Source organism: Streptomyces rubellomurinus (assembly GCF_000961885.1).
GTDB lineage: Bacteria > Actinomycetota > Actinomycetes > Streptomycetales > Streptomycetaceae > Kitasatospora > Kitasatospora rubellomurina.
In genome coordinates this window covers 1-14987 of the sequence record NZ_JZKH01000135.1, presented here as the reverse complement: position 1 = coordinate 14987, position 14987 = coordinate 1, and the positions used below count along the sequence as shown (strand labels likewise).

The following is a 14987-nucleotide window of genomic DNA, read 5'->3' as shown; positions in this document are numbered from 1 at the left end:
ACGACCGCCCGGTCGTCATCGACTTCATCGTCCACCAGGACGCCATGGTCTGGCCGATGGTCGCGGCCGGCACCAGCAACGACGAGATCCAGTTCGCCAAGGGCGTCCGGCCCGACTTCGGCGACGACCTCGACTGACCGCCCCTCCTACTCCAGAACGACTGAGGAACGAGACATGTCCAAGCACACCCTCTCCGTCCTGGTCGAGAACAAGCCCGGCGTGCTCGCCCGCATCGCCGCGCTGTTCTCCCGTCGGGGCTTCAACATCGACTCCCTCGCCGTCGGCCCGACCGAGCATCCGGACGTGTCCCGGATGACGATCGTGGTCAACGTCGAGGACCTCCCGCTGGAACAGGTCACCAAGCAGCTCAACAAGCTCGTGAACGTGATAAAGATCGTCGAACTCGACCAGTCCGCTGCGATCCAGCGGGAACTGGTCCTGGTGAAGGTCCGCGCCGACAACGAGACGCGGTCGCAGATCGTCGAGATCGTCCAGCTGTTCCGGGCCAAGACCGTCGACGTGTCGCCCGATGCGGTGACCATCGAGGCCACAGGCAGCTCGGACAAGCTGGAGGCCATGCTCCGGATGCTGGAGCCTTACGGCATCAAGGAGTTGGTCCAGTCCGGCCTGGTCGCCATCGGCCGCGGCGCCCGTTCCATCACGGACCGGTCGCTGCGCGCCCTCGACCGCAGCGCTTAACCACCCGCGCTGTCTCACCTTCTGAAGCAACGACCCACCCCTCGCCGGGTCCCCCTACGGTAGGAACCCCCGGCAACCATCACGCAAGGAGATGTGCCCCCGTGGCCGAGCTGTTCTACGAAGACGACGCCGACCTGTCCATCATCCAGGGCCGCAAGGTCGCGGTCATCGGCTACGGCAGCCAGGGCCACGCCCACGCGCTGTCCCTGCGCGACTCCGGCGCCGACGTCCGGGTCGGCCTGAAGCCGGACTCCAAGTCCCGCGCCGCGGCCGAGGAGGCCGGCCTGCGCGTGGTCACCCCGGCCGAGGCCGCGGCCGAGGCCGACCTCATCATGATCCTGGTCCCGGACCCGATCCAGGCCGACGTCTACGAGGCGGACATCGCCCCGCACCTGAAGGCCGGCGACGCGCTGTTCTTCGGCCACGGCCTGAACATCCGCTTCGGCTTCATCAAGCCCCCGGCGGACGTCGACGTCTGCATGGTCGCCCCGAAGGGCCCGGGCCACCTGGTCCGCCGCCAGTACACCGAGGGCCGCGGCGTCCCGGCGATCGTCGCCGTCGAGCAGGACGCCACCGGCAACGCCTTCGCGCTGGCGCTGTCCTACGCCAAGGGCCTGGGCGCCACCAAGGCCGGCGTCATCAAGACCACCTTCACCGAGGAGACCGAGACCGACCTGTTCGGCGAGCAGGCCGTCCTCTGCGGCGGCACCGCCGCCCTGGTGAAGGCCGGGTTCGAGACCCTGGTCGAGGCCGGCTACCAGCCGGAGATCGCCTACTTCGAGTGCCTGCACGAGCTGAAGCTCATCGTCGACCTGATGTACGAGGGCGGCCTGGAGAAGATGCGCTGGTCGGTCTCCGAGACCGCCGAGTGGGGCGACTACGTCACCGGCCCGCGGATCATCACCGACGCCACCAAGGCGGAGATGAAGAAGGTCCTCGCCGAGATCCAGGACGGCACCTTCGCCAAGACCTGGATCGCCGAGTACAAGGCGGGTCTGCCCAAGTACAACGAGTACAAGAAGGCCGACGAGGACCACCTGCTGGAGACCACCGGCAAGAAGCTGCGCGCGCTGATGAGCTGGGTCGACGAGAAGGCCTGAGCCCTCCCGGGCCCCGATTATGTAACTGCGTTGTACAAGTAGGCTGCTCTCGTCCGGGTGATTTCGCCGGACGGGAGCAGCCTGCTACCCAGCCCGTCGATACACTCCGAGTGCGCGTCAGGCCCACAGCGTCGTGCGTCTACCTACGCGGCATGCCACCTTCCCCGCCCTATCCACGCCACCTACGTGCGCCGGGGAACCGGACAGTTAAGGACAACACTGTCGTGAGCACTGCTAACACTGTGAAATCTGGCGTAGTTCTGATCGCCGAAGAGCTGTCGCCCGCCACCGTCGACGCCCTCGGCCCCGACTTCGAGATCCGGCACTGCAACGGCGCCGACCGCACCGAGCTGCTGACCGCGATCGCCGACGTCGACGCGATCCTGATCCGCTCCGCCACCAAGGTCGACGCGGAGGCGCTGGCCGCCGCCCGCAAGCTCAAGGTGGTCGCCCGCGCGGGCGTCGGCCTGGACAACGTGGACGTGGCCGCCGCCACCAAGGCCGGCGTGATGGTCGTCAACGCGCCGACCTCCAACATCGTCACCGCCGCCGAACTCGCCTGCGGCCTGCTGATCTCCGTCGCCCGCAACATCGCGCCGGCCAACGCCGCGCTCAAGCAGGGCGAGTGGAAGCGCAACAAGTACACCGGCGTCGAGCTGAGCGAGAAGGTCCTCGGCGTCGTCGGCCTCGGCCGGATCGGCGTCCTGGTCGCCCAGCGGATGTCCGCGTTCGGCATGAAGATCGTCGCGTACGACCCCTACATCCAGGCCGCCCGGGCCGCGCAGATGGGCGTCAAGCTGGTCTCGCTGGAGGAGCTGCTGGAGGTCTCGGACTTCATCACCGTCCACCTCCCCAAGACCCCCGAGACGATCGGCCTGATCGGCGACGAGGCGCTGCACAAGGTCAAGCCGAGCGTGCGGATCGTCAACGCCGCGCGCGGCGGCATCGTGGACGAGGAGGCGCTCGCCGCCGCCCTGCGCGACGGCCGGGTGGCCGGCGCCGGCCTGGACGTGTACGCCAAGGAGCCGTGCACCGACTCCCCGCTGTTCGCCTTCGACAACGTGGTCGCCACCCCGCACCTGGGCGCCTCCACCGACGAGGCGCAGGAGAAGGCCGGCATCGCCGTCGCCAGGTCGGTGCGCCTCGCGCTGGCCGGCGAGCTGGTGCCGGACGCCGTCAACGTCCAGGGCGGCGTGATCGCCGAGGACGTGCGCCCCGGCCTGCCGCTGGCCGAGAAGCTCGGCCGGATCTTCACCGCGCTGGCCGGCGAGGTGGCCGTCCGCCTCGACGTCGAGGTGCGCGGCGAGATCACCCAGCACGACGTGAAGGTGCTCGAACTGTCCGCGCTGAAGGGCGTGTTCGAGGACGTGGTGGCGGAGACGGTGTCCTACGTCAACGCCCCGCTGTTCGCGCAGGAGCGCGGCGTCGAGGTCCGCCTCACCACCTCCAGCGAGAGCCCCGAGCACCGCAACGTGATCACCGTGCGCGGCACCCTCGCGAACGGCGAGGAGATCGCCATCTCCGGCACGCTGGCCGGCCCGAAGCAGACCCAGAAGATCGTCGGCGTGGACGCCTTCGACGTGGACGTCGCCCTCACCGACCACATGGCCTTCTTCAAGTACGAGGACCGCCCCGGCGTGGTCGGCGTGCTCGGCAAGCACCTCGGCGACGCGGGCATCAACATCGCCGGCATGCAGGTCGCCCGTGACGGCGGCAGCGCGCTCGCCTCCATCACGGTGGACAGCGAGATCCCGCAGGAGGTGCTGTCGGTGATCGCCGCCGAGATCGGCGCCCACTTCGCGCGCTCGGTCGACCTGGGCTGAGGTTCTTCCCCCAGCAGGGCCCGTACCGCCGTTCGACCGGCGGTACGGGCCCTGCTGCGTTCTCCCGGGTGACCCCCGTCTCAGATACTAGGAAATCCAAGTATTCGTGCAGACACGGCCGGGGCGGGGTCGTACCGTGGAAGGGCCATACGGTGTGCCGCCCCTGTAGCCAGGGCGCGCGGCCCGTGTGCGCGTGCGCCCCCACGGGCAGGCGATCCCTGCCCCGCGCGTACCCACCTCCCCTCATCGCGCTGTTGCCCAGCGCCGCTTCCAAGGAGCCCGGTATGCCCACCACCGCCGACCGCCACGTCACCTCCGCCCCCGCCGCCGCCGTCCGCGCCCCGCGCCGCCGCCGGGCCGCCGAGCGCAACCCCTTCGCCGCCGCCGCGCTGCAGCGCTCGCTCGACCGCCGGGACAACGGAGGGGCGACCGGCCACCGCTGAGCGCCGGTCAGGGCCGATCGTTCACTGCTGGCGTTCATCGGACGACTGGGCCGACCGGGCGGCCGGAGGATCACTCCGTAGAGTGCAACTCCGCGCCGTCCGAGGGAAGTTGCTCGCCCCGCCCGGCGCGATCATCCTAATTTGGGGCCCCCGGAAGGGTGATCGGCGTCCGCGCGGGCGGGCGTCAGCGACCACGGTGTGCGGATCAGTCCCCCTGCCGGGGGAGAGGGCCCAGTGCTCCTGCCACCCGTCCGCCGTCCGCTCGTCCGGATCGGACTCACCCTGGCCCTGCTGGCCGGGGCCACCGTACTCACCGCCGGCCCGGCCGCCGGTGGCCCGCCGAGCGCGGGCCCGCCGGGGGCCGGCTCCGGCCGCACCGCGTCCGTCCTGCTCGAACTCGGCACCGAGGCCGCCGGCCCCGCCTGGCGGCGCGCCGCGGACGGCGCCCAGCGGGCCCGGCGCTCCCCGGACGCCGTCCGCCGGGAGGCCGCCGAGGCCGGCGCCGCCCAGCGGGCCCGGGCCGGGGACGCGCTGGAGGGGCTCGCCGCCGCCGTCCACCGCGCCGCGCCCGCCGCCCGGGAGCTCTACCGCACCCGCACCCTGCTCACCGGCCTCGCCGTCGACGCCCCCGCCGACCGGCTGGCCGCGCTGCGGGCGCTGCCCGGCGTCCGGGCCGTCCACCCGATCGTGAACAAGCGGCGGGACAACGCCTACTCCGTGCCGCTCACCGGCGCCCCCCGGGTCTGGGAGGGAGCCGAGGGCAACACCGGCCAGGGCGTGCGGATCGGCATCATCGACAGCGGCATCGACTACACCCACGCCGACTTCGGCGGCCCCGGCACCGAGGAGGCCTTCCGCTCCGTCGAGCGCGGCAAGCCCGCGCCCGCCGCCCTGTTCCCCACCGCCAAGGTGATCGGCGGCAAGGACCTGGTCGGCGACGACTACGACCCCGACCCGTCCTCCCCGCACCACCAGCCCGTCCCGCACCCCAGCGACAACCCGATCGACTGCGCCCGCAACGGGCACGGCACCCACGTCGCCGGGACGGCCGCCGGCCTCGGCGTCACCGCGGACGGCCACCCGTACGGCGGCCCCTACCGGCCCGGGCTCGATCCGGCCGCGTTCCGGGTCGGCCCCGGCGCCGCCCCCGGCGCCCGGCTGTACGCGATCCGGGTGTTCGGCTGCGACGGCTCCACCGACCGGCTCGCCCAGGCCCTCGACCTGGCCGCCGACCCCAACGGCGACGGCGACCTCGGCGACCGCCTCGACGTCGTGAACCTCTCGCTCGGCAGCCGCTTCGGCAGCCCCGACGACGCCGACGCCCTGGCCGTCGACCGGCTCGCCGCGCTCGGCACCGTCGTCGTCGCGGCCGCCGGGAACGAGGGCGACGTGTACGGCATCGGCGGCAGTCCCGGCACCGCCGCCCGGGCCGTCGCCGTCGCCGCCTCCGTGCACGGGCACGCCGACGTCGACGGCATCACCGTGCTCGCCCCCGACTCGCTCGCCGGCGTCGTCCCCGGCCACTGGAGCGAGCGCTACCAGGGCTGGTCCACCGCCGAGGTGAGCGGCGAACTCGCCCTGCCCGCCGACCAGTCGGACGGCTGCGCGCCCTTCAGCGACGCCGACCGGCAGCGGCTCGCCGGGAGGATCGCGGTCCTCGCCTGGAACACCCGCGACCCCGACCGGGCCTGCAACTCCGGCCCGCGCGCCGACCACGCCGCCGACGCCGGGGCGATCGGCGCCCTCTACGCCGCCGACTCCGACCACCTCGCCGAGATCGCCGGCGACGACCGCGTCCCGGCCGTCCTGCTCGCCCGCGCGGACGGCGAACGGCTCCGGCAGGCCGCGGCCGCCGGGCCCGTGCGGGTCCGGCTCGCCACCCCCGGCAACCCGCTGCACGGCTCGGTCTCCCAGCTCCAGCCCGGCCGGGCCGACACCCTCACCGACTTCACCTCGCGCGGCATCGGGGTGCCCGGCGTGGTCAAGCCCGACCTCGCCGCGCCCGGCGAGACCATCTGGTCCGCCCTGGTCGGCAGCGGCACCGGCGGCCAGCGCGAGAACGGCACCTCGATGGCCACCCCGCACGTCACCGGCCTCGCCGCGCTGGTCCGGGCCGCCCACCCGGACTGGCCGGTCGAACAGGTCAAGGCCGCGCTGATGAACACCGCCGCCGACACCCACCTCGGCGACGACCACGGCGGGCCGGTCTACGGGCCGGAGCGCGCCGGGGCCGGGCGGGCCCAGGTCGACCGGGCCGTCCGCACGCCCGCCGTCGCCTACGCGGCGGGGGAGGGGGCCGTCGAGGGAGCGGTCGGCGTCTCCTTCGGGCCGGTCGAGGTCGGCGGGCCGGTCGAGCTCGGCCGCGAGATCGAGCTGTGCAACCACGCCGCCGTGCCGCTGACGTACCGCACCGGGTACGCGGCCGCCACCGAACTCCCCGGCGCCGCCTACCGGGTGAGCCCCGAGCAGGTCGAGGTACCGGCCGGCGGAGCGGCCCGGGTGCGGGTCACGCTGTCCGTCCCCGGCGAGCTGGGCCGCGCCCCCGACCCGACCATCGACACCGTGCAGGGCGGCAGGGCCCGCAGCTACCGGGCCGAACTGTCCGGGCAGGTCCTGCTGAGCCCCGTCACCGACACCACGCTGCCGCAACTGCGCGTCCCGGTGTTCGCCGCGCCCCGCCCGGCCACCGACCTCGGCGTCGCCGCCACCACCCGCACCCCCCGGGACGGCACGCTCGTCGCGCTCGCCGGCAGCTCCGAGCCCGGCGACAAGCCCGGCCTGGTCAGCGCGTTCGCCCTCGGCGGCGAAGGCGCCCGCTGGCCCGACTGCCCGCCGAACGGCGGCGCCGCGGTCGGCCCCGGCGCCGGCATCCGGCCCGAGAACGCGGCCGAAGGCCCCGACCAGCCGCAGGACGTCTGCGTCGAGCACGCCGCCGACCGCGCCGCCGACCTGCGGGCGGTGGGCGCCGCCGCCTCCGCCGACCAGCTGTACGTGGGCGTCCGGCTGTGGGCCCCCGCCGCCACCCCGGTCGGGCTCTACGCCGTGCGGGTCTCGCTGGACACCGACGGCGACGGCGTCACCGACGTCGTCCTCAAGGCCGACCGGCTGCGCGGCAGCGACGTCCTGGTCTCCCGCGCCCTCGACGCCCGCACCGGCGAGGAACTCGACGTCCAGCCGCTCAACGCCCGCTGGGGCGACGTCGACACCGGGCTGCTGGACAGCGACGTCCTCGTGCTGCCCGTCCGGCTGAGCGCCCTGCCCGGCGTCCGGCCCGACCACAGCACCGTCCGCTACGGCGTGTGGACCGGGGTCGCTGCCCCCGGCACGCCCGACCCGGCCGAGGCCTACTCCTCGATCGGGCTGCGCGGCACCCGGCCGGACGTGCCGGTGGACGTCCTGCACCCGGCCCTCACCGTCCGGGCCGGCCTCGGCGGCCCCACCGCCGTCGCCGAGCCCGCCCAGGCCGGCACCGTCCTGGACGTCCACCGGGCGCCCGGCGACCGCTCCCGGCTGCTGCTGCTCCACCACTTCAACCCGGCCGAGCGGCGGGCGGAGGTGGTCGCGCTGCCCTGACGGCCGCGAAAGGCCCCCGTGGGAACGGGCGGCCCGCCGGTGCGACCGGCGGGCCGCCCGCGGGTCAGGTGCCTTCGGGGGCCGCGGCCGCGCGGCGGCGTTCGCGGCGGGGCACGTGGGCCGGGCGGCGGCGGGAGAGGCGGTCGAAGACCGCGACCAGGGCCAGCGCCGCCGCCGTGCCGGAGGCGACGGTCAGGCCCTCGGTGAGGCCGGGCGGGCGGAAGACGCAGGAGACGCGGGAGGCGCCGGCGCCCAGCGGGACGCCGATCATGCCGAGCACCCGGCCGGGCACCGCGGGCGCGCCGCCGTCCACCGCGCAGGTCCAGCCCTCCGTCGCCGGGACGGACAGCAGCGCGGTGCCGGTGGAGCCCGCCGGCAGCGTCGCGGCCAGGGTGTGCCCGCCGGCCTCGACCCGGGTCGCGCCGGCGGCCGACAGCCGGGCCACGGCGGCCTCCAGCGCGCCCGCCCGCAGGCAGCCGATCGGGCGGGCGGGCACCTGGCTCACCACGTCCGAGCGGAGCGCCACCCGGACCACCCCGTCCGCCGGGACCGGCCCCAGCCGGTGGATCGCCACGGCCGTGGTGGGCTGCTCGCCCGCGCTGCGGAAGACGGTGCCCAGCCCGCTCACCTCGCCCCGGTACCAGACCCCGTGGAAGTACGCCGTCCCGCCCGGCGTGCAGGTCGCGGTGAACACCGTCGCCTCGCCGCCGCCCGGCACCGACCAGCCGCTGGTGCCGTGCAGGGTCGGGGCCGGCCCGCCGGCCGGGACGGGCAGCGGCGCGTCGTACACCTGGCTGCCGAGCAGCGACTCCTGCCGCGACCACACCGAGGAGGTGTCCGGCCGCGCCCCCGGCGCCAGCACGGTCACCAGCGGCGGCGCGGCGGCCCGGCCCGGGGCGAAGCCCGGCGGGGTCGGGCCGTCGTCCAGGTGCGCGCGGACGGCGAACAGCGCCTGCCCCACCGGGTCGGTGACACTGGCGGTCTGCCGCCCGCCGGCCGTCCAGCCCGCGCCCAGGTCGTGCAGCAGCTGGGCGGCGACGGTCGGCAGGTAGCCGCTGAAGTAGCCGCCGCCCTGGCCGTCCAGCAGCAGCGGGTCGTTGGTGGTGAAGGCGTGCGGGCCCGGGTCGCTGCGCCCGTTCGGCCAGTCGTCGGCGCCCCGCACCGCCGCGGACCCGGCCCGGACGGCCGCCGGGGAGGCGCCGCCCGCCGGGGCCGCGCCGATCGCCGCGTACCCCGACCAGACGGCGTTGCCGAGCACCGCGCCGCCCACCACCCAGGTGGCGACCGCGGTCACCCGGCGGTCCGCGTGCCGGAGGTCCAGCGCGAGGAGCGCGGCCAGCAGCACCGCGCCGCCGGCGCCGAGCAGCGCCCAGGTGGAGGCGGGCACCGAGTGCCGGGTCGCCGCCAGCGCGGCGATCACCGCGACCAGCCCCGCGCCGCCCAGCAGGGTCGGCCGGTCCGGCCGGTGCGCCAGCGACACCCAGCCGGCCAGCACCAGCAGGCCGCTCAGCACGAACGCCACCCGGTACGGGCCGCCGGCCGGGATCGCCAGGCCGTGCCAGACCAGCACGGTCGGCGTCCAGACGAAGGTCAGCACCACCAGCACCAGCGCCGCGCACCACACCGCCCGCTCCCGGACCCGCACCCGGCGGTTGAACGGCAGCCCGCACACCAGCAGCAGGCCCAGCACCCCGATCGCCACGTCCGGCAGCGGCCGGCCGCCGTGCGTCGGCGGCAGCAGCTGGGCCAGGTGCGCGCTCACCCCGGACGGGCCGAGCGGCTGCACCGGGGACTCCGGCTGGGCGCCGCGCGCGGCCCGAACCGCGACGAACAGCACCGGGGCGGCGAGCAGCACCCCGGTGGTCACCATGGTCACCGCCCGCCCGGTCGCCCGGACCCGGTGCCGGAACGGCCGCGGGGTCGCGAACAGCCGGACGGCGAACAGCAGTCCGGCCACCAGAGTGGCCAGCGCGGCGGTGTACAGGTTGCCCGCCCAGGCGAGCGTCACGCACAGCGAGCCGGCCACCCAGCGGCGTTCGCGCAGGCACCAGTCACCGGCCAGGCCGAGCAGCGGCAGCGACACCAGGCCCCACAGCCACATCGGCGCCGCCCCGCCGACGTCCAGCACCCAGGCGCACAGCCCGTACCCGACCGCGGCGAGCGCCCGCAGCCACCGCGGACCGGGGTGCACGCGGCCCAGCAGGTGGGCCATCAGGGCGGTGGCCAGGCCGATGGTGGCCAGCACGACCAGGAAGACGGCGAGTTGCCCCTGGTCGCGGGGGAGCAGCGCGGTGAGCCAGGAGAACGGGTTCATCAGGTAGGCGAAGAAGTCCGCCAGGAACGGGACGCCGTAGCCGCTGTTCCAGTTGAACAGCACGTCCCCGGCGGCCCGCCCGTGCACCAGGTCCCACAGGTGCGCGTGGAACGGCACCGCGACCTCCCCCGCCCCGGCCGGCCACCGCCCGGTCAGCCCCGCCGCGAGCGCGTACCCGCCCACCGCCAGCCCGGCCGCACCCCCGCAGACCAGCACCTCCCGCCGCCGCTCGGACCTCACGCACGCGCCCCGTTCTGCCAGGAACCCCAGTTCACGCCACCCTAAGCGCGCCCCCGGCGCCCCCCTGCTCACCCGCGCCCCCCGAAGGGGTGACATGCCGTCCGGTGCTGGCGTGCCGTCCGAACGTGTCCGAATGGCGGACGGCAGGTGTCAGCACCTGGGACGGCGGAGTAGGGTCCGAGCATGTCTCGCACCATTCGTCTCGCAGTAGTCCCGGGTGACGGCATCGGCCAGGAAGTGGTGGCCGAGGGGCTGAAGGTCCTGGGCGCCGTGCTTCCCGCCGATGTGAAGCTGGAGACCACCGAGTACGACCTCGGGGCCCGGCGCTACCACCGGACCGGGGAGACGCTGCCGGACGACGTGCTGGCGGAGCTGAAGTCCCACGACGCGATCCTGCTGGGTGCCATCGGGGACCCGAGCGTGCCGTCCGGGGTGCTGGAGCGGGGGCTGCTGCTCAAGCTGCGGTTCGCCTTCGACCACCACATCAACCTGCGGCCGGGCCGGCTGTTCCCCGGGGTGGCGTCGCCGCTGGCCGGGCAGCCGGAGATCGACTTCGTGGTCGTCCGCGAGGGCACCGAGGGCCCGTACGTCGGCAACGGCGGCACGCTGCGCACCGGGACGCCGCAGGAGGTGGCCACCGAGGTCAGCCTGAACACGGCCTTCGGCATCGAGCGCGTGGTCCGGGACGCCTACCGGCGGGCCCAGGCGCGGCCGCGCAAGAAGCTGACCCTGGTGCACAAGAACAACGTGCTGGTGCACGCCGGGCACCTGTGGACCCGGATCTTCGCCGAGGTCGGCCGGGAGTTCCCCGAGGTCACCACCGACTACCTGCACGTCGACGCGGCGACGATCTTCTTCGTCACCCAGCCGGAGCGCTTCGACGTCATCGTCACCGACAACCTGTTCGGCGACATCCTGACCGACCTGGCCGCCGCCGTAACCGGCGGGATCGGCCTGGCCGCGAGCGGCAACATCAACCCGAGCGGCGAGTTCCCGTCCATGTTCGAGCCGGTGCACGGTTCGGCGCCGGACATCGCCGGCCAGGGCAAGGCGGACCCGACGGCCACCGTGCTGTCGGTCGCCATGCTGCTGGACCACCTCGGCTTCGCCGCCGAGGCCGCGAAGGTGGAGGCCGCCGTCGCGGCGGACCTCGCCGAGCGTTCGGGCACCCGCAGCACCTCCCAGGTCGGCGACGCGCTCGCCGTCCGAGTAGCCGGCTGAGGGGGCCGGACCCGACAAGGTTCCGGCCCCCCGGGCCGGACCGTATAACGGCAGCTTGCAGCGCTCCAAGGAGCGGGCAACTGTTCGGCACGGCCCTCTGGATGCGAGTATCGACAGTGGGCCGTGTCGTCGTGCCTCCGTTCCGGGTTCCCCGCCGGGGCGAGGTGGTGGCGGTGGCGGCCCGAACCAACCCCACGGTGAAGGAAGCAGTCATGAGCACGCCCACCCAGGCGCCCATCACGTTCGACCTCAAGCCCTCCGCGCACCCGCTGTCCGCCGCGGAGCGCGAGGCCCGGCTGGTCAACCCCGGCTTCGGCCGCGTCTTCACCGACCACATGGTCACCATCCGCTGGACCGAGGGCCGCGGCTGGCACGACGCCCAGCTCGTCCCGTACGCGCCGGTGGAGATGGACCCGGCGAACATGACCCTGCACTACGGCCAGGCGATCTTCGAGGGCCTCAAGGCCTACCGCCAGCAGGACGGCTCGATCGCCACCTTCCGCCCGGAGGCCAACGCCCTGCGCTTCCAGGCCTCGGCCCGCCGCCTGGCGATGCCGGAGCTGCCGGTGGAGGCCTTCGTCGAGGCCGTGGAGCTGCTGGTCACCCAGGAGCAGGACTGGGTGCCGAACGAGCCGGAGCAGAGCCTGTACCTGCGGCCGTTCATGTTCGCGACCGAGGTCGGCCTGGGCGTGCGCCCGTCGAACTCGTACCTCTTCATGATCATCGCCTCGCCGGCCGGTGCCTACTTCCCGGGCGGCGTCAAGCCCGTCTCGGTGTGGCTGTCCAAGGAGTACGTCCGCGCCGCCCCCGGCGGCACCGGCGCCGCCAAGTGCGCGGGCAACTACGCCGCCTCGCTGGTCGCCCAGGCCGAGGCCGCGGGCAAGGGCTGCGACCAGGTGGTCTGGCTCGACGCCGCCGAGCACCGGTGGGTCGAGGAAATGGGCGGCATGAACCTGTACTTCGTCTTCGGCGAGGGCAAGGACGCCAAGATCGTCACCCCGGAGCTGTCCGGCGCGCTGCTGCCCGGCATCACCCGTGACTCGCTGCTGCGCCTGGCCTCGGACCTCGGCTACGCCGTCGAGGAGCGCCGGATCTCCACCGAGGAGTGGCAGCAGGGCAACGCGGACGGCACCCTCACCGAGGTGTTCGCCTGCGGCACCGCCGCCGTCATCACGCCGGTCGGCTCGGTGAAGTCCGCGGCCGCCGACTGGACGGTCGGCACCGGCGAGCCCGGCCCGGTCACCATGGAGCTGCGCCGGGCCCTGCTCGCCATCCAGGGCGGCGAGCAGCCGGACACCCACGGCTGGCTGCACAAGATCGTCTGATCCGAGGAACGCCCGTACCCGCTCCGGCCTGCGTCGTTTCGCATCGCGAGACGCGCGGGCCGGATCGCGGGGGGTGTGCCAGACTGCCGACGTGTCCTCGCTTTCGCTGATGATTAGCAGCAGGCGCGCCGGTCCGCAGTGACCGCTCCCGCAGGACCCGATGCGGAGCGACCACCAGCGTCCAGACCCGCGCGCAGACCTCTCGCACCCGCGAGGGGTCTTTTTGTTTCCCGGACCGGCCGACAGCCCCCACGAAGGGCTCGGGGACACCGGGGCCGCGCGCGGGATGCTGGACAGTGGAGCCGGGACGAAGAATCCGGCAGAGCAGTACGAACCTCCCCGAAACGGAGAACCAGAGGTCATGACCGAGGTCAGCCGTACCGACGACAGTTTCCACGTCTTCGACACCACCCTGCGCGACGGCGCGCAGCGCGAGGGCATCAACCTGACGGTGGCGGACAAGCTGGCCATCGCCCGGCACCTGGACGACTTCGGGGTGGGCTTCATCGAGGGCGGCTGGCCCGGGGCGAATCCGCGGGACACCGAGTTCTTCGCCCGCGCCGCCGCCGAACTGGACCTGAAGCAGGCCCGGCTGGTGGCCTTCGGCGCCACCCGCCGGGCCGGCGGCAAGGCGGCCGAGGACCCGCAGCTGGCGGCGCTGGTCGCCTCCGGCGCCCCGGTGGTCACCCTGGTCGCCAAGGCGCACGACCGGCACGTCGAGCTGGCGCTGCGCACCACGCTGGACGAGAACCTGGAGATGATCCGGGACAGCGTCGAGTTCCTGCGCTCCCAGGGCCGGCGGGTGTTCATCGACTGCGAGCACTTCTTCGACGGCTACCGGGCGAACCGCGAGTACGCCCTCGCGGTGGTCCGCACCGCGCACCGGGCGGGCGCGGACGTGGTGGTGCTGTGCGACACCAACGGCGGGATGCTGCCGGCCGGCGTGCGGGACACCGTCGCGGACGTGCTGGCCGCGACCGGCGCCCGGCTGGGCATGCACGCCCAGGACGACACCGGCTGCGCGGTGGCCAACACCCTGGCCGCGGTGGACGCCGGCGCCACCCACGTGCAGTGCACGGCGAACGGCTACGGCGAGCGGGTCGGCAACGCCAACCTGTTCCCGGTGGTCGGCGCGCTGGAGCTGAAGTACGACCGGCGGGTGCTGCCGGAGGGCCGGCTGGCCGAGATGACCCGGATCTCGCACGCGATCGCCGAGCTGGTCAACCTCGCGCCGTCCACCCACCAGCCGTACGTCGGCTACTCGGCCTTCGCGCACAAGGCGGGCCTGCACGCCTCCGCGATCAAGGTCGACCCGGACCTCTACCAGCACACCGACCCCGAACTGGTCGGCAACACCATGCGGATGCTGGTCTCCGACATGGCCGGCCGCGCCTCGGTCGAACTCAAGGGCAGGGAGCTCGGCTACGACCTCTCCACCGACCGGGACCTCGCGGGCCGGGTGGTGGCCCGGGTCAAGGAGCAGGAGAACCTCGGCTACACCTACGAGTCCGCGGACGCCTCCTTCGAGCTGCTGCTGCGCGACGAGGTGCGCGGCAGCCGGGACCGCTTCTACACCCTGGAGTCCTGGCGGACCATCAGCGAGCAGGGCCCGAAGGGCTTCACGGGCAACGAGGCGACGGTCAAGCTGTGGGCCAAGGGCGAGCGCCGGATCGCCACCGGCGAGGGCAACGGCCCGGTCAACGCCCTCGACCAGGCGCTGCGGACGGCCCTGGAGGGAATCTACCCGCCGCTGGCCGGCTTCGAGTTGGTGGACTACAAGGTCCGCATCCTGGAGGGCCAGCACGGCACCGGATCGAAGACCCGGGTGCTGATCGAGTCGACCGACGGCACCGCGACCTGGTCCACGGTCGGCGTGGCCGACAACGTGATCGCCGCCTCCTGGCTGGCACTTGAGGACGCGTACACCTACGGCCTGATCCGGGCCGGCCTGGAGCCGGCGGAGTAGTACCCCCGAACACGCCTGCGGCCCACGGGACTTCGCCAAGTCCCGTGGGCCGCACTGCTACTCGCGCACTCGCCCCGCAGGCGGCTCGGCGCGGTGTCAGCGCAGTCGGGCCAGGAGGGCGTGTTCGACCAGGGTGATGAGGGCGCTCTTGGCGCTGTCGCGGCGGCGGGCGTCGAGCGTGATCACCGGGGTGTCGGCGCCGAGTTGGAGGGCTTCGCGGACTTCGTCGGGGGTGTGGGGCTGGTGTCCGTCGAAGCCGTTGAGGGCGACGACGAAGGGCAGG

The 14987-nt window shown here is 74.1% G+C and carries 9 protein-coding genes and 1 pseudogene; 8 read left to right on the top strand and 2 right to left on the bottom strand.

Annotated elements, in window-relative coordinates; all coding sequences use genetic code 11:
- The first annotated feature begins 174 nt into the window (after window positions 1–174).
- The 5 genes from ilvN (at window position 175) to VM95_RS35175 (ending at window position 7638) form a co-directional block, all read left to right on the top strand.
- Window positions 175–699 (top strand): acetolactate synthase small subunit, encoded by a 525-nt coding sequence (gene ilvN / locus VM95_RS35190; protein WP_030302941.1) that lies wholly within the window; start codon window positions 175–177, stop codon window positions 697–699.
- A 101-nt stretch (window positions 700–800) separates the two neighbouring features.
- Window positions 801–1799, top strand: a complete 999-nt coding sequence (ilvC, locus tag VM95_RS35185) for a ketol-acid reductoisomerase (RefSeq protein ID WP_045704818.1) — start codon at window positions 801–803, stop codon at window positions 1797–1799.
- Window positions 1800–2041: 242 nt separating this feature from the next.
- Entirely contained in the window at window positions 2042–3622 is a 1581-nt protein-coding gene (gene serA / locus VM95_RS35180; protein WP_045704816.1) for a phosphoglycerate dehydrogenase, read from the top strand.
- Window positions 3623–3906: 284 nt separating this feature from the next.
- Window positions 3907–4065: a hypothetical protein gene (locus tag VM95_RS43460; protein WP_167352989.1), complete on the top strand. Its 159-nt coding sequence runs from the start codon at window positions 3907–3909 to the stop codon at window positions 4063–4065.
- A gap of 234 nt (window positions 4066–4299) precedes the next feature.
- Window positions 4300–7638 (top strand): S8 family peptidase, encoded by a 3339-nt coding sequence (locus tag VM95_RS35175; RefSeq protein ID WP_052707766.1) that lies wholly within the window; start codon window positions 4300–4302, stop codon window positions 7636–7638.
- 64 nt (window positions 7639–7702) lie between these two features.
- Here VM95_RS35175 and VM95_RS35170 read toward each other — a convergent pair whose 3' ends face one another.
- Window positions 7703–10192 (bottom strand): YfhO family protein, encoded by a 2490-nt coding sequence (locus VM95_RS35170; RefSeq protein ID WP_045704813.1) that lies wholly within the window; start codon window positions 10190–10192, stop codon window positions 7703–7705.
- 183 nt (window positions 10193–10375) lie between these two features.
- On the opposite strand from VM95_RS35170, the gene VM95_RS35165 reads away from it, so the two are divergent.
- The 3 genes from VM95_RS35165 to cimA all read left to right on the top strand — a co-directional run bounded on the left by VM95_RS35165 (window position 10376) and on the right by cimA (window position 14704).
- Complete coding sequence (locus VM95_RS35165) at window positions 10376–11413, top strand: 3-isopropylmalate dehydrogenase (protein WP_045704810.1); 1038 nt, start codon at window positions 10376–10378, stop codon at window positions 11411–11413.
- Between the two features lie 212 nt (window positions 11414–11625).
- Window positions 11626–12738 carry a branched-chain amino acid aminotransferase gene (locus VM95_RS35160; RefSeq protein WP_045704808.1) on the top strand — a complete coding sequence of 371 codons (1113 nt, stop codon included), beginning with the start codon at window positions 11626–11628 and terminating at the stop codon, window positions 12736–12738.
- 361 nt (window positions 12739–13099) lie between these two features.
- Window positions 13100–14704: a citramalate synthase gene (gene cimA, locus VM95_RS35155; protein ID WP_045704806.1), complete on the top strand. Its 1605-nt coding sequence runs from the start codon at window positions 13100–13102 to the stop codon at window positions 14702–14704.
- Window positions 14705–14800: 96 nt separating this feature from the next.
- Here the strand turns inward: cimA and VM95_RS35150 are convergent.
- A pseudogene (locus VM95_RS35150) lies at window positions 14801–14987 on the bottom strand (ATP-binding protein); the annotation flags it as partial.